Origin of the sequence: Emticicia oligotrophica DSM 17448, assembly GCF_000263195.1 — a bacterium.
GTDB classification, from domain to species: Bacteria; Bacteroidota; Bacteroidia; order Cytophagales; family Spirosomataceae; genus Emticicia; species Emticicia oligotrophica.
Genome location: NC_018748.1, coordinates 4,750,730 through 4,772,370, shown reverse-complemented (window position 1 = coordinate 4,772,370; position 21,641 = coordinate 4,750,730). Strand labels below are relative to the sequence as shown.

Below are 21,641 nucleotides of genomic sequence, written 5' to 3'. Positions count from 1 at the left end.
TAATATTAACGTTATAAGATTCATGAATTTAAATCCAAAAGTATCAATTATAACTGCTACCTTTAATTCAGATAAAACACTTGAAAAGTCCATGCTTAGTGTTTTATCTCAAAGTTACAGTAATATAGAATATATTATTATTGATGGACAATCTAAAGATAAGACAGTAGATATAATAAAAAAATATGAGTCTAAAATTAATTTCTGGTCGTCAGAAAGTGACAAAGGAATATATGATGCTTGGAATAAAGGATTAAATAAAGCTTCAGGTGACTGGATATTATTTTTAGGTTCAGATGATTTTCTTGTAGATAATTGTTTGAATAACTATGTTGCTTTTTTAGAGTCCAATCAAGTAGATAATTGCTTGTTAGTTTCTTCAAAATTAAATTTGATAGATTCAAATGGTAATTATTTAAGAACAATGGGATGGCCTTGGAAATGGGATAAATTTCAAAAAATAAATATGCTTGCTCATCCTGGAGCATTACATTCTAAGAAACTTTTTGAAAAATATGGGATGTTTGATATTAACTATAATATCTGTGGTGATTACGAGTTATTGTTAAGACCTGGTGAAAAGTTAAATGCATTATTTTTTAATGAGATAACTGTATTGATGACTGAGGGTGGAGCAAGTTATAATCCTAAACTCTTTTTTGAGCATAGAAGGGCATGTATAAATACAGGAAACCTTAACAAGCTAACAGCAAATTACTATTTTTTACTTCAGTTTGTTAAGACTTACATTAAGAATGCTTTCAAAAAGATTGGTATTAATTTATTTCTTAGAAAATAATGATAGTAGTTAACTGTAGGTTTCTCACTCAAAATATAACGGGAGTTCAGCGTTTTGCAATTGAGATTTGCAAAAATTTAAAAAAAATAGAACCCAATATAGTTTTTGTAGCTCCGCATAATATAATTCACGTAGATATTGCATCTGAATTAAATATAGTGGTTATAGGCAAACTTAGTGGACAAATTTGGGAGCAAATAGAGCTTCCTATTTATTTAAAATACAAGAATAATCCATTGTTAATAAATTTAGCAAACACTGCCCCAATCTTTTACACCAATAATGTTATAACATTACATGACATTGCATATTTAGTTTATCCTGAAGCTTACTCAAAAAAATTTCTATTTTGGTACAAATTCATGATTCCGAAATTGCTTAGAAGAGCAAAATGCATTTTTACTGTAAGTGAATTTTCAAAAAATGAAATATGCCGATTTTATGATATACAGCCAGAAAGAATAAGTGTTGTTTACAATGCAGTTAGCAGTGAGTTCACGAATAAAAAATGTATTGATGAAAATAAAAGAGAAACATTTTTTTTAGCATTATCTTCTTTAAGTGAGAGGAAAAATCTTATATCCCTTTTTAAGGCTTTTAATATTGTCTCAGAACAGAAACATGATGTAAAACTCTTTGTTATAGGAGATAAGGTTTCTAATAGCTTTAATACATTGGATGTTTCAAATTATATTACAAATGGAAAAATTGTCTTTTTAGGAAGAATATCGGATGAGCAAATTGTTGAATATTATAGCAATGCTTTAGCTTTCATTTTCCCTTCTTTTTATGAAGGATTTGGTATTCCACCTTTAGAAGCTCAAGCTTGTAACTGTCCTATTATAGTTTCAAATCAAAGTTCTTTACCTGAGATATTTAGGAATAGTGCACTTTATTGTAACCCTTACAGTGTACAAAGTATAGCAGATTCAATGTTACAAATATTCCAAGATCAAACCAGAGATAAACTAATTCAATTAGGTAAAACAAATAAAGAGCGATTCTCTTGGGAAAGTAGTACGACCAAATTTCATGATATTATAATTAATATTAACTGATACAATCTGTTTTGAATTGATCATGAGAATATCATTAGTAGTTGATTGGTTAGATCTATACGGAGGTGCTGAAAAAGTGATTGCCTCATTTTCTTCAAATTTTGAATTTGAAGAAGTTTTAAGTATGGTGGATATAATGAGTGAGAGTGACAAGAATAAACTTTTTTCGAAGAAGTACACAATAAAGACCTCTTCTTTACAGATATTTGGAAAAAAGTTTAGGTTTTTATTTCCATTATTTCCTTATTTTATACGTGAACTGAATGTTGATACTAAAACAGATTTAATTTTAAGTTCGTCACATACGGCGGCAAAAGGAGTTAAAAAAAGTACAGATTCTCAGTTACATATTTGTTATTTACAACAAAGAAACCTTATGTATGTTTGGGAGGATTATGAAAGAAAACTTTTTTTCAAAGGATTTTCGAAAGTACTTTCCCCTGTTTTAAATATAATAAAGCATTTTGATTTTAGACTAGCACAAGGGCCTGATGTATATATAGCTAATTCTAAGTTTGTTCAGCAGTGGGTTAAAGAAAGATATAAAAGAGATACATATTTAATCTATCCTCCTGTTGATGTTGAAAAGTTTACATTGGTTGAAGACAAAGAAGATTATTATGTGACGGTTGGAAGATTTGCTGTTAAAAAAAGGTTTGATTTAATTATTGAGGCTTTTAATCAAACGGGGAAAAAGTTAATAATAATAGGTGATGGTGAATTAATGCCCTATTTAAAGGCTATTGCAAAAGAAAATATTGAGTTTACAGGTTTTTTAGCAAGCGATGAAGTTTCTTTGATCATTGGAAAAGCAAGAGGATTTGTTTTTGCGGCATTAGAAGATTTTGGAATTGCTCCTGTAGAAGCTCAAGCTTGCGGAACTCCTGTAATTTGTTTTGGTCAAGGAGGTCCAGCAGAATCAGTAATTCATCAAGAAACAGGGTATTTATTTAGTGAACAGAGTGTCAATTCTATCGTAGAAGCTGTTAATCAATTTGAAAAATTGAAGTTCGACTATGCTAAAATAAGAAAAAATGCAGAACGGTTTAGTTCTATGAGGTTCGATTTAGAAATAAAATCTTTAGTTACAAAATTATATGACAATCAATTTAGCTTAGAAAAACATCCCAAAAGATATGAACAAAAGTAGTAAAATATACATTGCAGGCCATAAGGGAATGGTTGGGTCTGCTATTTTAAGAAAATTAGAAAAAAAAGGATTTAATAATTTTATATTAAAAACATCTAAAGAACTCGACCTAAGAAATCAAGCTGCTGTACAAGCTTTTTTTGAGCAAGAACGCCCCGACTATGTGTTTTTAGCAGCAGCAAAAGTAGGAGGTATTGTAGCTAATAATACTTACAGAGCAGATTTTATCTATGAAAATATGGCTATTCAAAATAATGTGATTCATGCTTCTTATTTGAATGGTGTAAAAAAACTCATGTTTTTAGGGTCTTCTTGTATCTATCCTAAATTAGCTCCGCAGCCACTTAAAGAAGAATATTTATTGACTGGTTTGTTAGAACCCACCAATGAGCCCTATGCCATTGCCAAAATTGCTGGTATAAAAATGTGTGAGGCGTATGGAAGCCAATATGGTTGCGATTTTATTTCTGTCATGCCTACTAATTTGTATGGACCCAACGATAATTATGATTTACAAAATTCGCACGTTTTACCAGCACTTATAAGAAAGTTTCATGAGGCAAAAGAAAATAGTAAGGCTGAAGTTGTTCTTTGGGGTTCTGGAAGTCCATTACGAGAGTTTTTACATGCAGATGATATGGCAGATGCCTGTGTATTTTTGATGGAAAACTATAGCGGTTCAGAATTTTTAAATATTGGAACAGGGCACGATATAAGCATCAAAGATTTAGCGGAGTTAGTCAAAAAAACGGTAGGTTTTGTAGGTGAAATTGTTTGGGATCATACTAAACCAGATGGAACACCTAGAAAATTAATGGATGTTAGCAAATTAAAATCTCTAGGTTGGGCTTATAAGATTGATTTGGAAGAAGGAATTTCTTTAGCTTATGCTGACTTTTTGAAAAACTATGATTTGCTAAGAAAGTGATTTACCTCTAAGTTTAGAATGCTTATTTTGAAACTTCAAAATTTGCTTTGGTAAAAGAAGTAATTAAACAAATAAATAATCAAACCGAATAATAAATAAGTTAATTAATCAATATTTTTTGTTTTTTTTAGATGTAAGTTTGTGAATTAAAGTTTACCCACAGATAAAACTAATTAACCAAAGAATTATTAAAAAATCAAATAACCATGAAAAAAGCCCTGATCACTGGTATTACAGGACAAGATGGAGCCTATTTGGCAGAATTATTATTAGCGAAAGGATATGAGGTGCACGGAATCAAACGCAGAAGTTCGTTAATCAACACTGGTCGTATTGATCATATTTATGAAGATTTACACAAGCTTGGTGTGAAGTTTATTTTACATTACGGCGATTTATCGGATTCTACCAATATTATTCGTATTGTACAAGAAGTTCAACCTGATGAGATTTATAATTTAGGTGCGATGTCGCATGTTAAAGTGTCATTTGATGAGCCTGAATATACTGCTCAAGTAGATGGTATTGGTACATTACGTATCCTAGAGGCCGTTAGACTTTTAGGATTAACTGAAAAAACTAAAATCTATCAGGCATCCACTTCAGAACTTTATGGTCTGGTTCAGGCGGTTCCGCAGTCAGAGACAACTCCTTTTTATCCACGTTCTCCATACGCTGTAGCTAAATTATATGGTTATTGGATTACGGTTAACTACCGTGAAGCTTACAATATGTTTGCGGTAAACGGTATTTTGTTCAACCATGAGTCGCCATTGCGTGGTGAAACTTTTGTAACTCGGAAAATTACTAGAGCGGTTTCGCAAATTGCTTTAGGCCAAGAACAGAAGTTATTCCTTGGAAATCTCGATGCTCAACGCGACTGGGGCCATGCCAAAGACTATGTGGAGGCCATGTGGTTGATTCTCCAGCAAGATAAACCTGAAGATTTTGTGATTGCTACAGGTATTACAACAAGGGTGAGAGATTTTGTGAAAATGGCTTTCAATGAAGTGGGTATTGAGCTTTCGTTTGAAGGCGAAGGTGTCGATGAGAAAGGAAAAGTTGTAGCATGTAATGATGAGCGTTATCAATTACCAATTGGTTCTGTAGTTGTAGAGGTTGACCCTAAATATTTCCGTCCAACTGAAGTTGATTTATTAATTGGTGACCCAACTAAATCTCAAACTGTATTAGGATGGAAACCTAAATATGATTTGCCTGCTTTAGTAAAAGATATGATGGATTCTGATATGAAATTATTTAGTAACAAATAAAAGCCTTTAACTTTACAATCTCTTGTTCTTGGGAAGAAGAGATTGTAAAGATTAATATATCCAGAATTCACTTGCAATAATATAACAAATAGCCTTTCAAAAGTTGATTGATGTTATCATCACATCTTACACTCCTCTCTTGTTCTTTTGGATCATCGATTCCTCTACTCTTGAGAAAAGCGAAGACGTAATTACAATTTATTAATAAATTTACATCTGAATTTTTTAAGGTAAAATTTGCCAACAGTTACTTGGGTAGCATCATGCAACCTAAGTATTTATGCCTTTTTTAACGCATCAAAAAATTATTTAGAGGAACTCTAAAAAGCTCTACCAAAATTAAGTTCTCCCTGCAAATTCTGCATCTGCGAATAATAAACAGTATTCTGTTAAATTGGTAGTTTATACCATAAAGTGTTTATCTTCAATAATTTATGTAATGAGATATTTGCACTGTAATAATATAGGACTTTGCTAATAAAAAATATTCTCATTAGAATTATTTTCATTATTTTATTGCCGTTTAATAAATTATGTGCAATTAATTAATTTACTTTTCTTAAATTTATATTGAAATACGAAAGGGATGGGTTGAATTTAATTAAGATGAGTGTTAAATGAGTCTGATTTGAGTTAATATAATTTTAAACCTATGTCGATAAAGGTAGTATCCATAAAAGCAACACTTGTGTTAGGTTTATTACTAGCTTTTCAATTAAATGGTTTTTGTAGAAGAGACTCTACACAAAAATGTTTTGTTGATGGAATCTCAATAGGGCTGACAACCAAGGGGGTAAGTTTAGGTACTGAAGTGGGTTTAAGGAATTTAAAGAAAGTTAAATTTGGAATTTATTCACATTTTCTAAGGTTTCATCAAACTCAACAAATCAATTTTGAAGAAAATAGTAGCATTGATATATTTCCTAAAATTAATACGTTCACCCTCGGTTTTTTGACCTACTATTATCCCTTAAAAAAGAAGAATTTTAGGTTGGCTGCTGGTGTAAGTGGAGAATTGATACAAAAATATCAGGTAAAGCTTTCTACACAAACTGGTTTAAAAACAGGAGGTCTGGAAATTGCAAAAGATGATTTTGGCGAAATTAGTTTTGGAATTAAGTGGAGTCGGGTTCGTCCGTATCTTGGAATTGGATTTGGACAAATGAATTTAAGAAAAAGATTAAGTGGAGCAGTAGATATTGGCTGTTATTACATGGGAAGCCCTCAATTACAAATAAATTACGAGGGATTTTTAGAGACAACAACCATAGATACCGAGATCAAAAAGATAGAACGAAATATGAAGGGATACAGTTTTTATCCTTTGATTAGTTTGAGTTTGAGGTATAAACTGAAGTCTTGAGGCTTAATGCAGTTTTTTTTAAATAAAAATATAGCCCAAATTACTATACTGTTATTTTTTTTGGTAACGGTCACTGCATGTAAAAATCCTTTAGATGGGTTTATCTTAGGTTTTAAAGAACCTATTAATAAAAGTACCTTAAGAGTGCAGTTTTCATTGCCTGAAAATGGTCAATTACCTCAAGATTTAGATTTTAGGATTGTTGGGCAAGATGCAGATAAAATCGTTACGAATCTAAATTCGAAAAACTTTAAAATAAGCAAGGAAGGGTTAATTGTATTAGCTGTTGAACCATTAATTATTCCCTCGGTTTCGGCACCAATTAAATTTACACTTGTTGCAGAATCCAAAGCATATACGAAGATTATCAAAGATTTTATTTTTAAAAATGATGGGAATTATAGTTTATATTTTCCATTTGTAAAGAGGGAAGCCCCTGGGGTAATTAATGCAACTCAGCAGCAATTTGACCCTAAAAGAAGTACTTCTATACAAATTGCATCATTTAACAAGCAGGAAAATATATCAATTTCAGTAGCAGAAAATACCCTTTTTTATAATTCTGATAATAATTCAAAAACTGATTTATTTGATATAGTTGTTAATCATTATAGTAGTGCTAATTCAAAGTCGTATTTGCCTGCAGGTGGCGTAGCTACTAATCCAGTGGATGTAAATGATAAACCTTTAGCAGAGCCTTTTGATTTTTTACAAACTGCTGCATTGTTTTCACTTGAGATGAGTACTGATAAGGATGAGGTGATTAAAAAATTCAGTAAACCACTCAAACTAACTATTGAAATTGCGGGGAACATTATTAATCCACAGAGCAATGTAAATATAGCAAGCAATGATAAAATTGGTGTTTTTAGTTACGATACTGATATTGGGCTTTGGAAAGAGGAGGGAGAAACGTACATCAAAAAAAATGAGCAAACAGGTAAGTTTGAAATTAAATTTGAAATACCACATGTAACTTACTGGATTGCAGGCTGGAAACGAAATATTTGTAGAACTGGCCCTTCATTTATTTCTAAAAGTTTGGTAAAAGATTTAGATATTGTTTACTATGCCCAGTTGGTGAATGTTGTTGATAATAAGCTAATTAGAGACTATTATATCTCTGCGAATGATGGTGCGACGTTTAATGTTTCCTTCATTCCAAAGGTTGCTGAGAAAGTCAAATTTAGAGTTTTTGATTATAATAATTTTTATGGAGGTAATTTAAAAACACCAATTGTTGAAAGTCCTGAAATACCTTTATGTGGTGTAAGCAAGACCACTATTGACTTGTCAAAAATTACTATTCCTAAGTACGTTGAGTTAGATGTTAAATTGGTTTGTCCACAAGGACAAACATTGAATGAAGCAGGCTTGCCATCAGAAATGAAAATTCAATTTAGTGAGCCTGATAAAAATGTTTGGAGAGATATCGGTGTGTTGACAAGAGCTAATTCAAAACTGAAAACATACAAGATGCAAGTGGGGCAGAAATTTGATTTAAGGGCAAGTACTGACGGGGGAGTTTCTTGGCCTTATGTTCAAAAGAATTATTTGATTGATAAACAGAACTGGAGCTTTAGGATTACCATGAAAGATTATTGCAAATAAGATTTATTAAGTATTTACTATTGAGGAAAACATATAATTAATTAGCCAATTGAAAGAACAAGTGATTTTGTTGTTTTATGAATCATCAAATCCATTATCTTTTTAGACCATGAGAGCAGTAATAAACAAAAACCGCCAAAAAAGGCTGACAGTAGATATAATTCTACTCATTGCTTCCTTTTATTTTGCCATGCTGTTGGTTGGAAAACCCTTAGTTGGTTCTCAACTCCTAATTCCTTGTATTTTATCTTTTATTTGGTACTTTACAAGTAAATACACAAACCTTTATGATGATTTTCGTACGACTAATTTTGCTACTGAATTTGTCGAATTATTAGCCAACATTTCATTCCAATTGGTGGGCATTGGCTTCATTTATTTTACCTTAAATGACAATGACCATGTAAGAACAATTACTGGTTTATATATTGTTTTCCTAACAGTATTGTTGGGCATGAAAAAGTATTTTATCAAACAATGGAAATTATATAATTGGTTAACCGGACATGATATAAAAAATTTACTAATCGTTGGTAGTGGTGAACAAGGGATTACCTTTTTTGAAACAGCACTGAAAAATAAACAATTTGGATATAATCCCGTTGGTTTTGTCGATGATACCTTCACCAAAGAAAAAAGCGATAAATACAAGGGTTCTTTATGTGAACTTGAGAATGTAATAGAAAAACACGATATCGATGAGTTAATCGTTAGTTTAGTAGAGTATAACGAAGAAAAAATTAAGTCTATTCTTAGGGTTGCCGATAAATTTGCCGTAAGAGTTAGAATTCTTCCTGAATACTTACAGCTTTATTCTAGCAAATTTAGAATGGATTTGTTTGGAAATTTACCAGTAATTACTGTTCGAGAAGAACCTTTAGAAGAATTTCATTGGTATGCACTTAAAACAATTTTTGATGTACTAGTAACCTCGCTTATATTTATTTTTGTCTTTAGTTGGTTGTTCCCAATTATTGCCATTGCAATAAAGTTAGATTCCAGAGGTCCTGTATTTTTCTTGCAGGATAGATGGGGTAAAGATGGCAAAGTGTTTAAGTGTATTAAGTTTAGAACGATGGTGCACAATGCAAGCACGAAGAAAAATGATGGTAGATTTTTCCAAACTGTAAAAAATGACAAAAGAATTACCCGAGTTGGTGCTTTTTTACGCAAAACCAATTTAGATGAACTTCCACAGTTTTTGAATGTTTTTCTAGGAGATATGTCTGTTATTGGTCCAAGACCTCACGCAGTTCAACATAGTATTGAAAGCAAAGAGCAAATTGAGAATTATTTGGTCAGACATTTGGTAAAACCAGGTATTACGGGTTGGGCTCAAGTAAACGGGTATCGTGGTGAGACATCTAATTTATTTATGATGGAGAAAAGAGTTGAGTTGGATATCTGGTATATTGAAAACTGGTCGTTTTGGCTTGATGTGAAAGTATTTATTATGACAGTTTATAATATGTTCAAAGGCGATATGATGGCCTATTGATTTAACTTCAGTTTAAGTTATTATGGGAAAATTTAAAAAAGAGAGTATTTACTCTCTTTTTTTTGATATATGGGCAAAAATATGAGTCATCCCGAATTTATTAAAAAAATGTTTCATTACTGTCAGCTTTAGCTGATGGATTAATGCAAAAAGAGAATGCATTTGACTTTAGTCAAATTTGTTTTTATATAATTATGTCCGTCAGTTTTAACTGACGGACATAATTCGCCTTTTTGTAAATAATACTTACTATTTAGTCTTTTAAAATTCGGGATGACTCATGTTTTTATTTAAATCCCTTAAATTAGACTTGCATTTTTGAAGGGATATTTTTCAATCAAATCATTCAGTTCAGCATTGTATGTGTTTTCAATAAATACTTGAAGATGTCTATCATGATGTAAGTCAGTTCCTAAAAAATCAACTAATTCTGATTTTATTAGGTTTAATGCAACATTTTTTGTCGGTTTACCATAATAGCCAAGTAATGAAAGCATATTTACTTGTAATAAACAACCAATATCATGGATGTGTTTGTATATCTTAGGAGTATTATGCCAATAATTATATCGTTCTGGGTGGGCTAAAATTGGTTGATAGCCTTTCATTAATAAATTGAAGATAATTTCTTCAAGATTAGGTGTTTGTGCCACAAACGACATCTCAATTAACACATATTTTTTGCTACCAAAGCACAATATATCATTCGAGAGTAATAGTTTCTCAAAATCAGCATCTAAATAGTACTCGGCCGCAGCTTCAATACTAATCGACATCTTTCTTGACTCTAATTCATTTTTTAAAGACGCTAATCCATTAATTATAATTTCACTCGTATTTGGGTGGAAATCATTCATAATATGTGGAGTAGTAATAATTTTCTGATAACCAATAGCTTTTAAACTTTCTATTAATTGAATACTTGTTTCAATATTAGGGCTACCATCATCAATGCCAGGTATTAGATGCGAATGCATATCTACCTTTAACATTTCGGCAAATGAAACTTGAGGTTTTTTTTTAAAAAATGAAAACATGGCACGGTTGATTTAAAGGAAAACCAGACAAGTTCAGACTATGAGCTTATTTCAAAAATTAAAAATTTAAGGTTAGTAACTAGTTATTCATTTAGAATCCTAATATTGATATTTACTCATAGCAATAACTTAGTCATAAGTCTCCCATGTAAGTATATGTTAGGTTTGTATAATAATATGTGTTTTAATCTTGTGCTAAATTGTACTAATGTAAGATAAAATATTGCTTTGTTTATTAAGAATATATTAAAAACCTTACAACTTAAATTTAATAAAAAACAGGTAAAGCGAATAATAAAAATTCGAATATTTTACATTTTTATTATCTAAAAGATTGGTGTATTAAATACCGAATAACAATAAAATTGTCATTAAAAAAGTGTTAAATAAAATAATAATATTTTAATGAGTAATTTTACTTATTTGAAAATAAGTAATAAAAAAAGGAGCATTTTAGTAGTATGACACAAAGTTAGAAAAAGATTTCTACTTTATAATTAATTAAATGTTATGATTCGGATATCTAAACTAAGAATGAAACTCAATGTGAAAAAAGAAAGAACTTTAAAATTTCCAATATCAAATAACTATCTATATTTATTCGTAAAATATTTGGAAATTCCATATTATAATTATATTTGTACAAACATAGAGAAATCACAATTGCATTGAACTGACTAATAAATGATTTATTTTCAGAATTTGTGGAAAGAGAATGATTAAGGATAAAAAGCCATATCATGTACTAATTATTGAAGATAATATCGGAGATTTCACATTAATTACTGATTTTTTAGCAGAATTAATGGAAAATGTTACTATAACTCATGCCACAAACTTTAAAGATTCAAAAAAAATACTTCAAGAAAATACCAATCCTTTCCATGTTATTCTCTTAGACCTTTCATTGCCCGATAAAGGTGGTGAACTCCTAATTTCAGAAATTCATGAATTAGCCTCTGAGTGTCCAATCATTGTATTAACGGGCTACGATAATATTGAATTTAGCATCAAGTCACTATCGTTAGGTGTATCAGATTATTTGATAAAAGAGGAAATAAATGTTACTTTACTCTACAAAAGTATTTTATACGCCATTGAGCGTAAAAAATCAGTTTTGGCATTAGCCGCTTCAGAAAAACGTTATAGCGATCTCTTTCATCTTAGTCCACAACCAATGTGGGTTTACAGTCAGGATTCGAGAACCTTTGTACAAGTCAATCAAGCCGCCATTAAAAAATATGGTTATAGTGAAGAAGAATTATTACAAATGACTTTTGCAGAAATAGGAGAGGAAGTGGAAGGGTCTATACTTATGGAGGTACTGAATAGAGATGAAAAAAATCAGGAAAATGTATTTGTCGGCCGTTTTACGCATTATAAAAAGTCAAAAGAAGCATTGGAGGTAGAAATTTATTGTAACCAAATTACGATAAATAACACCGTTTGTAAATCAATTATTGCCTTTGATATTACCGATAAAATTCAAGTAATCAATTCGCTGCAATTAGAGAAACAGCAAAGTGCTCGCTTTCAGTCACAATTACTTAGTTCTCAATTGAACCCTCATTTTATCTTTAATACCCTAAATTCTTTTCAATATTATATTCTTAAAGGTGAGATAAAAGATTCATTACAAAATATCGCTGAGTTTTCGCAGATGATGCGACAAGTGCTCGAAAACTCAAATTCACCCTATATTTCTTTTTTTGATGAAATAACATTTCTAAAAAGTTATATCAAAATCTCTCAAAAAAGAATCAAGCAAACCTTAGATTTTACCATTCAAATTTCTGAAAATTTTAAATGGAGAAGCCAATTCATTCCACCAATGCTTCTACAACCTTATGTGGAAAATGCCATTATACATGGTTTTTCCAATGCAAATTATCCTTGCAAATTGATGATTGATATAGGCCTTGATAATGGTCTTGTTACTTGTAAAGTTAAAGATAATGGTGTGGGAAGAAAATCTTCACACTCAGAAAAATTAAGTAAGGCCAATTCAAATAAAAAATCGATGGCAATGGGTATCAATAATAAGCGAATCGAACTCTTAAACGAGTATTCTGACAGAAATTTTAATGTTGAAATTATTGATTGTTACGATGACAATCAAAATCCGACTGGCACTGAGGTTATTATAAGTTTTGAACAAATAACAGATGAGTTGGGATGATAGATATGTGAAATATTTTATTGTTTACTTAAGCTTTTCAAATAAATTTGCACTTCAAATTCCCAAAAAGTACTTTTAGAATCTTTAAAAGCCCCTTCTTTTTAAAAATACAAATGTTGTGAAAAACATTTGTTGCTATTCAAACTGGCTATTTGAAATTGAAAATCAACCCATTGTATTTTCATAAAAATTGCTGTGTAGGTATTTTTGACCAAATTCTATGAATTAATTAGCAATTATACCCCAAAACAAATTCCTAAATATACTTTACTAACCGTGAACTAAAATTTTTGATTAAAAGAAGTGTATTTCCTGAGGTTTTTTATCTTCAAGCAATCCACTACTCTTTAAATTCATATCAAAACATGATAGATATCAGGTTTTATTTTTTATTTTAGATATAAATATGTCTATTGTTCATGTTTTATTGTTTTTTTAAACACTCAATAGGCATTTTCTGAATGACCTGTATCTAAGTTTTAGACTGATTTGAGTGAAATAATAAAATTATCTGCAATTTTATAGAATATGTAGATAAACCACCAAGCATATAACGCTGGTCAGATGCTGATAATGCATTTTAAAATAGCCTATTTTTTTAAAGAGAGTAAGTTTAATCCATGAAATTTATGTCACAAAATTTTGCAACTAACATTTTTAATGCATTTCCAGCACCAAGTCTTTTAATTTCAGTGGATTCTACATTTACTATTCAAAGTGTGAATTTAGCTTACCAACAAGAAACAAAAATGACTGCCAATGAGCTTGTTGGGAAAAGTATCCTTACTTATTTTGCTGATAATAAGCTAGATTTTGTCGCTCTTGAGCAATCATTACTTCAAGTAATTAGTACAAAACAAACACATAAAATATTTGTAAAAAATACTGCCGAACAAAAGATTGAACTTGAGAATATACCTGTTTTTGATGAAAATCAAGAAATTAACGCTATCATTCAATCGTATAAGTTTCTCAATAATAATTACTTTGAAGATACTAAGAAGAGATTAGAGTTATTTAAAAAATACACAAAGGAATCTTATGCTATCATTGATAAGAATCTAAATCTGATTTCATTTAACGAAAAATTTGCCAAACAAGCAAAAGATTTATTAAAGCGTGATTTAAAGAAAGGAATGTCGTTTTTGGATTTAGTTCTTCCTGAACGCAAAGAATTTATTAAAGAAAAATACAATTTTGTTTTACATGGAAGTAAAATTGAATTTAACCCGGAAGTTACCACTGAGACAGGTTCAACCATAAATTTAAAATCTATTGATGAGCCAATATTGAATGAGTTTGGCGAAGTTGTTGGGGTTTTTGTTACTGTAATAGATGAAACTACCCTAATAGAAATAGATAAAAAGCAAAAAGATCAAGAGTTGCATTTTAAAGCTCTTATTGAGAATATACCTGAACTTGTCTATTCACTTGATTTAAATTTTAATCTGATTACCTTTAATTCAACTTTATCTAGTTTGGTTTTCTCTTTGACAGGTTTAAAACTAGAACCTGGGATGAATATTTTAAAGCTTTATGGAGAACACAAAAGAGAAAAATATACAAATGTTTTAAAAAGGGTAATAAATGAGGGAAGGTGTGTTTTTGAAGATCATTTTATTTTTAATAACGAAAATGTTTTATTCGAAGTGGCCGTTAATCCTATTTTCAATGAAAATAAACAATTAATTGGTGTTACAATTTTTGCGAACAATATCACCCAAGAAAAATATCTAAAAAAGAAAGAAGAAGAACAGAGAGTAGAATACAGGGCCTTGATAGATAACATTTCTGATGTTGTCTATTCATTAGATATGGATTTAAACCTAATTACATTCAATAAGGCATTGGTTGATGCATCTATTTATTTAATAGGGCGGCCTCCTCAAAAAGGAATGAATTTGATTGAAAATTTTGCTTTCGATAAAAAAGACTTTCTACGAAGTAAATTTAGTGAGGCATCAGTGGGTAAAGCAATCTCCTTTATGTATGAAGAAACCATATTTGATGAATTGCAAATTTTTGAGGTTTATATAAATCCAATTTTTAATGATAATGCCTTACAAATTGGTTATTCTGTTCTTTCAAAAGTTGTTACTGAAAAAGTAAAAGCTGAAAGAGCCAAAGATGAAATACTTCACAGGCTCAATAATATTATGTCTTTATCCTTAGATGTCATTTGCACGATTGACAATAAGGGTATATTTACCAATGTCAATGAGGCAGCATATAACCTAATAGGTTATCATCCAGAGGAACTTATCGGAAAATCTAGCTTTGATTTTGTTTATCCAGAAGATTTACCCAGATCAATAGAAATGATAAATAATTTGGATAGTATAAATAATACTTGCATTCTTGAGAACCGCTACGTGCACAAAGATGGAAGAGTGATTGATGTTTTAGGGACTATTAGAAAAGAAAGTGAAGAAGGTGTATTATACTGTACTGCTAAAGATATTACTGAGAAAAAAGCCAATGAAGCTCGTCTGAATGAGTCATTGTATCGTTATAAATATCTTTTTGAGAATAATCCTGCCCCCATGTATATTTTTGACTTTGAGACTTTACAAATCATTGATTGTAATGCCGAAGCATTATATTTATATGGCTATGAACGAGAAGAGTTTCTACGGTTATCATTAAAAGATATACGTCCAGCAGAAGAATTACCTTTCATACTTGATATAACAAGTAGTGAAGAATCATTTGGTGAAATTAAACGCACCATTGCAAGACACTCAAAGAAAAGTGGTGAAATAATCGTAGTAGAGGTTACAGGGCATTTGGTAGAGTTAGAAGGTAAAAAAGTAGGGTTGACTCAAATCAAAGATGTGACAGAGCAGGAAAGGGCACTTAGAGAACTAAAAGAAAATGAAGCTAAGCTGAGATCTGCTACCATCATTGCAAAATTAGCTTATTGGCAATTAGACTTAAACAGGTATTTTTCAACTTCTAGTGAAACCTATATTGTCTTTGGTATTCAGGAAGAATGTCAAATAAATTATGATTCGTGGCTAAATGCTATCCATCCTGATGATAAACAACTTTATCAAAATGCTGAGAATGCCGCTTTTAACCGAGAAAGTGAAATTGATATTGAGATTAGAATTATTGTTGGTAAAGGAATAAAAACACTGCAATGGATTCATATTAGAGGAAAAGAGGTGATTGATGAAATAGGGCGTGTCATTGCTCTTGAAGGGACAATCCAAAATATTACTGAAAAGAAAAAAATACAGATTGATTTACAAGAACGTAACTCTTTCATCGAAACAGCCTTAGAAAATCTACCAATAGGTATATCTGTTGATAAAATTGATGATGGTGTTAATACTTTGATAAACAAGAAGTTTGAGGAAATTTATGGCTGGTCAAAAGAATCCCTTATAGATAGATCAACTTTTTTTGAGAAAGTTTTCCCTAATGAAGCGTACAGAACAAGAGTTTTGGAGCAATTTAAGTCAGATATGAGTAGTGGAGATTTGAGTCGAATGGGCTGGGAAGGTGTTCAAATTACTACACAAAAAGGAGAACAAAAGGTAGTCCGTGTAACAAATATCCCTGTCCCTGAACAAAATTTAATAATTTCAACTGTAATTGATGATACAGAAAGGGTTAAGGCAGAGAAAAAACTTATTTTGAGTAATGAACGTTACAACCTTGTAACGCAAGCTACTTCAGACGCCATTTGGGATTGGGATTTAGTTAGTAATTCGTTTTTCAGAGGAGGTAGTTTTGAAAAAATATTTGGTCATAAAGTAAACAGTGCATCATTATCCATTGATTCTTGGAGTGTTTATTTACATCCTGAGGATGCTGATAGAGTTTTGAGTGGTATGCATGCAGCTATAGAGAGTGATACTATAAAATGGAAAGATGAATATCGTTACCTTAAAGCAGATGGTAAGTACGCTTATGTGATGGATAAAGGCTTCATTCTGAGAGATAATCACGGAAAAGCTATCAGAATGGTTGGAGCAATGCAAGACATTACCGAACGTAATGAAAGAGAACAGCAATTAAAACTATTCGAATCAGTTGTTATTAATGCTAATGATGCTATTTTGATTACTGAGCCAGAACCATTTGATGAGCCCGGGCCTAAAATTATGTATGCCAATAAGGCTTTTACAAAAATGACAGGTTATGAAGTTGAAGAAATCATTGGAAAAACACCTAGAATATTACAAGGACCTAAGTCTGACTTTAAAGAATTAGCAAGGCTAAGCCAAGCCCTTCGAAAATGGGAATCTTGTGAAGTAAGTACGATTAATTACAAAAAAAATGGAGAAGAGTTTTGGGTGAATTTCACCGTAACTCCCGTAGCTAATGAAAAAGGTTGGTTTACTCATTGGATTGCCATTGAGCGTGACATTACGGAAAAAGTGAATTATGAGCGAGACCTAATAGAAGCTAACAATAAGGTAATAACGACCCTCGAAAGTATCCGAGACGGTTTTTATTCTATGGATAAAAATTGGGTAGTTACCTATTGGAATAAAGAAATGGAAGTGTTAACTGAGGTTAATAGAACTGATATCATTGGTAAAAACATTTGGGAGCAGTTTCCATTTATGCTTGATACAAAATTTTATATTGAGTATAAAAGAGCAGTTGCTGAAAATGTCGTAGTAAGATTTGAAGAGCATCTTAACCTTACAGAACAATGGTTTGAAGCGAATGCTTTCCCTTCTGAAAATGGACTAACTGTTTTTATTAGAGATATTACCGAAAGAAAACTGAATGAACAGAAAATAAAATCAGAAAGGAAACTTCTAAGAACCTTGATAGATAATTTACCAGATTCTATCTTTTTCAAAGATACAAAGGCACGAAAATTGATTAGTAATAAAGTTGATTTACGCTTGCAAGGGGTTTCTAGTGAAGAGGAGGTTTTGGGTAAAACAGATGCCGAAATTTATCCAAATAAGCCTTCGTGTGTTGGTTACGAGCAAGATTTGGAGATTTTAAGAACAGGTAAATCGGTTCTTGACTATGAAGAATCATTTATGAGCAATGACGGTCAATTATCGTGGTACCTTACTTCTAAAATGCTTGTTTATGATGATAATAAAAATGTAATGGGACTCTTAGGTATCGGAAGAGATATTACCGAACGAAAATTAGCTGAGCAAAAATTAGAGGCTGTTAATAAAGAACTTCTAAAAAATGTTCAACAATTACTTATCTCCAATGCAGAACTTGAACAGTTTGCCTATGTTGCCTCGCATGATTTGCAAGAGCCTCTGCGAATGATTACCAGCTTTTTGTCGCAAATTGAAAGGAAATATAAAGATGTGATTGATGAAAAAGGTAAGCAGTATATTTACTTTGCTGTTGATGGTGCCAAAAGAATGAGACAAATTATTCTAGATTTGCTTGAGTTTTCAAGGGTCGGAAGAATGGAAGATAAGCAAGAATTGGTAAATCTAAATGATTTGGTGAATGATATCCTTATTCTTTATAGAAAGCAAATAAAAGAGAAAAAAGCGATTATTCATTTAGATACACTTCCGACGGTCAAGGCTTCCAAAAGTTCGATGCGTCAGGTGTTTCAAAACTTAATTTCTAATAGTTTAAAATATGTAACTAATATTGAAGGTGTAGTACCCCAAATAAAAATCACTGTTGAATCAGTGAACAATGAGTGGATGATAGCAATAAAAGACAATGGTATAGGTATTGATTCACAATATTTTGACAAGATTTTTATTATTTTCCAACGATTACACAATAAAGATGACTATTCAGGAACGGGCATAGGTTTGGCCATTACAAAAAAATAATTGAAAATTTAGGTGGTAGAATTTGGCTCGAATCTGAGCCAAACAAAGGAAGTACATTTTATTTTACAATACCAAAACAGGAAATACATTGATGAAACCCATTCATATACTTTTAGTGGAAGATAACGAAGGCGATATTTTACTCACTATGGATGCTTTAGAGGAAGGAAGAATTAGTAACAAAGTTAGTGTTATTAAAGATGGGAATGAAGCGATTGATTTTCTAATGCAATCTGGTAAATATGCTGCGGAAGATTTACCAGATTTGATTTTACTGGATGTTAATTTACCCAAGCGAAATGGTCATGAAGTGCTAAGTTTTATAAAAAATACAGAGTCACTCAAACAAATTCCTGTAATTATGCTCACCACCTCATCTTCAGAAATTGATATTGAGAAAGCTTACAAGGGGTTTGCTAATTGTTATATTACGAAGCCATTTGAAGTCAACGACTTCATAACAACCGTTATGAAAATTGCTGATTTTTGGTTTAGTATCGTTTCTTTACCTCCTAATTCAAAATAATTTGCTTTAATGGAATACTTTAGAAAACTTACTGTACTTGTGATTGAAGATAATATGGGCGATTTTATCTTAATAAATGAGTACCTTGAGGAACAGATTACAGAGCTTACTATCAAACATGCGAAGAATTTTTCAACAGCAAAACAGATTTTAGAAGACAAAAACAATAATTTTGATATAGTACTTTTAGATTTATCGTTGCCGGATAAGAAAGGCGAAGAATTGATTTCTGAAATACTTTTAATTTCATCTGGAATACCGGTAATCGTATTGACGGGCTATTCAGATATTGAATTTGGCATCAAGTCTATGGCCTTAGGTGTATCAGATTATTTATTAAAGGATGATATTACTTCGGTCTCTTTGTATAAACATATTATATATACGATTGAGCGAAAAAGAAAGGAATTAGAGCTTGAAGAGTCGGAAAAAAGGTATAGTGATTTATTTCATTTAAGTCCTCAACCTATGTGGGTATATGATTCTGAATCTTTACAGTTTCAAGATGTCAATGCTGCTGCAATTGAACACTATGGATACAGTAAAAGCGAGTTTTTAGCTATGACCACAAGTGATATTTTGCATAAAGAATGCGAGCAATATAATCTTTGTATAAGTCAAGAATTAATAGAAGGAAGCTGCCGACATAAAAAGAAAAATGGTGAAATCATTCAAGTAGAATTAAAACGTAGAAACATTACTTTTAAAGGGAAAGAATCTCAGATAGTAGTAATTAATGATGTTACTAAAATAAGAGACTATATTCATACAATTGAAATACAGAATTCAAAATTACAAGAGATAGCTTGGATGCAGTCTCACGTTGTAAGAGCTCCATTGGCAAGAATGATGGGAATTGTTAATTCTATAAAAGATGAGTCCCTATCTGAACTTGAAAGGCAAGAATTTTTTACTTACTTCTTAGATTCGGCACATGAATTAGATAAAATAATAAGAGATATTTCAGAAAAGACCAATGAAGTTAAAATAATACCTGAGTAGTTTTTGGGTGTGAACCCAATATTTTCGAGCTTCCCGTTAATAAAAGAGGGTCATTATTAAGCATTATACCATTATCAGTATAATATTTAATAATTTTTGCGAAAATACTTTTATTGTGGAAAAGGTTAAGTTTCCTATCATATTAATTGTGTATTGCTAATTGTATTGCTAGTTGTACTTTAAAATCTTGATTAATAATAAAAAAAGCCTTATAATCTATTGATTATAAGGCTTTTAACTTGCTCCCGAAGCTGGGCTCGAACCAGCGACCCTCTGATTAACAGTCAGATGCTCTAACCGACTGAGCTATTCGGGAATCCTTTTGTTAATTTCGTTTCTCGTTTACCTCGTCCCGAAATCATGATGCAAAGGTATAGCTTTTATTTTTATTTGTCAAGACCTCCGTTGAATATTTTTTTACTTTTTTTGAAAGTTTTTTTTAGTTAACTGATATTCAGTGTCTTGCACGTTCAAGAATTAATTCTTTTATTTTTCGTGCATCAGACTTCGCAAAGTTCTCAATTACAATTTCTTGTTCGCGAGCTCTTGCTTTGATTCTAATAGTTGAAAAAAACATCCCCGAGTCTATTTCAACGCCTGCAATATCGTTATAGAAAACAAAGTTTTCGGTGCTACTTAAAACTTTTCTTTCTTTGAAAGTCACACCCTTTTCACTGAAAATAACTTCATCGGGCATTAAAGGGTTTTTGAGTGTACTTGCTGAAAATCTTTCGTTCATAATATTAAATTATTTGTGCTGTTTTCAATCTAAAACAATCGTGTCATTAGGTTTTAATTTAGAAAGGTACATAAACTACCTTTTTAGTCTCAAAAAACTCTTCACTAAAATGGTCGGCTAAATCATATAATCTGTATTTACCGCCATACTCCTCTAATTCTTCAGTAAGGTCACCACCTTTTAGATACAATATGCCATTTTTTAAATCATTAAACTGATTACGAGTAACTTTATCTTTTACCCATCCATAAAAAGGTTTTAATCGTGTAACGGCTCTACTGACAATAAAATCAAAGTCGCTTGCCACATTCTCTGCTCGTTCGTGTTGGGCAGTTAAGTTTTTTAAACCAAGTGCTTGCGAAACCTCAGTGACAACCTTTATTTTTTTTCCAATAGAGTCAACTAAGTGAAACTGACAATCTGGAAACATAATCGCTAAGGGAATGCCCGGGAAGCCACCGCCAGTTCCTACATCCATGATTTCTGTACCGGGCTTAAATTTTGTGACTTTTGCAATTCCAAGCGAGTGTAATATGTGTTTCTCGTAAAGGTTTTCAATATCTTGTCGCGAAACAACATTTATTTGTGAATTCCAGAAACGATATAGTTCTTGCAATTGACCGAATTGTGCAATTTGCGTTTCGGTCAAGTTTGGAAAATATTTTGTTATTAAACTTAAATCAGACAT

Annotated in this window: 14 protein-coding genes, 1 tRNA gene and 1 pseudogene; 12 read left to right on the top strand and 4 right to left on the bottom strand. The window is 31.2% G+C overall.

Translation table 11 applies throughout. The features are described from left to right. The first annotated feature begins 22 nt into the window (after window positions 1-22). The 8 genes from EMTOL_RS19775 (at window position 23) to EMTOL_RS19740 (ending at window position 9,681) form a co-directional block, all read left to right on the top strand. On the top strand, window positions 23-799 hold the full coding sequence (locus tag EMTOL_RS19775) for a glycosyltransferase family 2 protein (protein WP_015031103.1): 777 nt from the start codon (window positions 23-25) through the stop codon (window positions 797-799). Then, window positions 799-1,857: a glycosyltransferase family 4 protein gene (locus tag EMTOL_RS19770; protein ID WP_015031102.1), complete on the top strand. Its 1,059-nt coding sequence runs from the start codon at window positions 799-801 to the stop codon at window positions 1,855-1,857. The genes EMTOL_RS19775 and EMTOL_RS19770 overlap by 1 nt, the downstream gene beginning before the upstream one ends. A gap of 22 nt (window positions 1,858-1,879) precedes the next feature. Beyond that, window positions 1,880-3,007 carry a glycosyltransferase gene (locus EMTOL_RS19765; protein ID WP_015031101.1) on the top strand — a complete coding sequence of 376 codons (1,128 nt, stop codon included), beginning with the start codon at window positions 1,880-1,882 and terminating at the stop codon, window positions 3,005-3,007. Then, complete coding sequence (gene fcl, locus EMTOL_RS19760; protein ID WP_015031100.1) at window positions 2,994-3,935, top strand: GDP-L-fucose synthase; 942 nt, start codon at window positions 2,994-2,996, stop codon at window positions 3,933-3,935. Before EMTOL_RS19765 ends, fcl begins: the two co-directional genes overlap by 14 nt. A gap of 206 nt (window positions 3,936-4,141) precedes the next feature. Beyond that, entirely contained in the window at window positions 4,142-5,209 is a 1,068-nt protein-coding gene (gmd, locus tag EMTOL_RS19755) for a GDP-mannose 4,6-dehydratase (protein ID WP_015031099.1), read from the top strand. Between the two features lie 688 nt (window positions 5,210-5,897). Beyond that, complete coding sequence (locus tag EMTOL_RS21980) at window positions 5,898-6,572, top strand: hypothetical protein (RefSeq protein WP_305953282.1); 675 nt, start codon at window positions 5,898-5,900, stop codon at window positions 6,570-6,572. A gap of 60 nt (window positions 6,573-6,632) precedes the next feature. After that, entirely contained in the window at window positions 6,633-8,183 is a 1,551-nt protein-coding gene (locus EMTOL_RS19745; protein ID WP_305953281.1) for a hypothetical protein, read from the top strand. A 109-nt stretch (window positions 8,184-8,292) separates the two neighbouring features. Then, window positions 8,293-9,681 carry an undecaprenyl-phosphate glucose phosphotransferase gene (locus EMTOL_RS19740; RefSeq protein WP_015031096.1) on the top strand — a complete coding sequence of 463 codons (1,389 nt, stop codon included), beginning with the start codon at window positions 8,293-8,295 and terminating at the stop codon, window positions 9,679-9,681. Window positions 9,682-9,980: 299 nt separating this feature from the next. On the opposite strand, the gene EMTOL_RS19735 is transcribed toward EMTOL_RS19740, so the two are convergent. After that, on the bottom strand, window positions 9,981-10,718 hold the full coding sequence (locus tag EMTOL_RS19735; protein ID WP_015031095.1) for a tyrosine-protein phosphatase: 738 nt from the start codon (window positions 10,716-10,718) through the stop codon (window positions 9,981-9,983). 715 nt (window positions 10,719-11,433) lie between these two features. Here EMTOL_RS19735 and EMTOL_RS21975 point away from each other — a divergent pair. From EMTOL_RS21975 to EMTOL_RS19715, 4 genes and pseudogenes are all read left to right on the top strand, one after another. Then, window positions 11,434-12,897 carry a histidine kinase gene (locus EMTOL_RS21975; protein WP_015031093.1) on the top strand — a complete coding sequence of 488 codons (1,464 nt, stop codon included), beginning with the start codon at window positions 11,434-11,436 and terminating at the stop codon, window positions 12,895-12,897. 620 nt (window positions 12,898-13,517) lie between these two features. Continuing rightward, a pseudogene (locus EMTOL_RS19725) lies at window positions 13,518-18,778 on the top strand (PAS domain-containing sensor histidine kinase). Beyond that, window positions 18,778-19,212: a response regulator gene (locus tag EMTOL_RS19720; protein ID WP_015031091.1), complete on the top strand. Its 435-nt coding sequence runs from the start codon at window positions 18,778-18,780 to the stop codon at window positions 19,210-19,212. Before EMTOL_RS19725 ends, EMTOL_RS19720 begins: the two are co-directional and overlap by 1 nt. Before the next feature lie 9 nt (window positions 19,213-19,221). Further along, on the top strand, window positions 19,222-20,214 hold the full coding sequence (locus EMTOL_RS19715; RefSeq protein WP_015031090.1) for a response regulator: 993 nt from the start codon (window positions 19,222-19,224) through the stop codon (window positions 20,212-20,214). Between the two features lie 242 nt (window positions 20,215-20,456). On the opposite strand, the gene EMTOL_RS19710 is transcribed toward EMTOL_RS19715, so the two are convergent. The 3 genes from EMTOL_RS19710 to rsmG form a co-directional block, all read right to left on the bottom strand. Further along, window positions 20,457-20,530, bottom strand: a tRNA-Asn gene (locus EMTOL_RS19710). Between the two features lie 138 nt (window positions 20,531-20,668). Then, window positions 20,669-20,953: a PH domain-containing protein gene (locus tag EMTOL_RS19705; protein ID WP_015031089.1), complete on the bottom strand. Its 285-nt coding sequence runs from the start codon at window positions 20,951-20,953 to the stop codon at window positions 20,669-20,671. Between the two features lie 58 nt (window positions 20,954-21,011). Then, window positions 21,012-21,641 (bottom strand): 16S rRNA (guanine(527)-N(7))-methyltransferase RsmG, encoded by a 630-nt coding sequence (rsmG, locus tag EMTOL_RS19700; RefSeq protein WP_015031088.1) that lies wholly within the window; start codon window positions 21,639-21,641, stop codon window positions 21,012-21,014.

Coding starts and splice junctions, on each gene's coding strand:
- gmd (WP_015031099.1), top strand. CDS start 4,142: ATGAAAAAAGCCCTGATCACTGGTATTACAGGACAAGATGGAGCCTAT.
- EMTOL_RS19770 (WP_015031102.1), top strand. CDS start 799: ATGATAGTAGTTAACTGTAGGTTTCTCACTCAAAATATAACGGGAGTT.
- EMTOL_RS19705 (WP_015031089.1), bottom strand. CDS start 20,953: ATGAACGAAAGATTTTCAGCAAGTACACTCAAAAACCCTTTAATGCCC.
- EMTOL_RS19775 (WP_015031103.1), top strand. CDS start 23: ATGAATTTAAATCCAAAAGTATCAATTATAACTGCTACCTTTAATTCA.
- rsmG (WP_015031088.1), bottom strand. CDS start 21,641: ATGTCTGATTTAAGTTTAATAACAAAATATTTTCCAAACTTGACCGAA.
- EMTOL_RS19740 (WP_015031096.1), top strand. CDS start 8,293: ATGAGAGCAGTAATAAACAAAAACCGCCAAAAAAGGCTGACAGTAGAT.
- EMTOL_RS19765 (WP_015031101.1), top strand. CDS start 1,880: ATGAGAATATCATTAGTAGTTGATTGGTTAGATCTATACGGAGGTGCT.
- fcl (WP_015031100.1), top strand. CDS start 2,994: ATGAACAAAAGTAGTAAAATATACATTGCAGGCCATAAGGGAATGGTT.
- EMTOL_RS19715 (WP_015031090.1), top strand. CDS start 19,222: ATGGAATACTTTAGAAAACTTACTGTACTTGTGATTGAAGATAATATG.
- EMTOL_RS19735 (WP_015031095.1), bottom strand. CDS start 10,718: ATGTTTTCATTTTTTAAAAAAAAACCTCAAGTTTCATTTGCCGAAATG.
- EMTOL_RS21975 (WP_015031093.1), top strand. CDS start 11,434: ATGATTAAGGATAAAAAGCCATATCATGTACTAATTATTGAAGATAAT.
- EMTOL_RS19720 (WP_015031091.1), top strand. CDS start 18,778: ATGAAACCCATTCATATACTTTTAGTGGAAGATAACGAAGGCGATATT.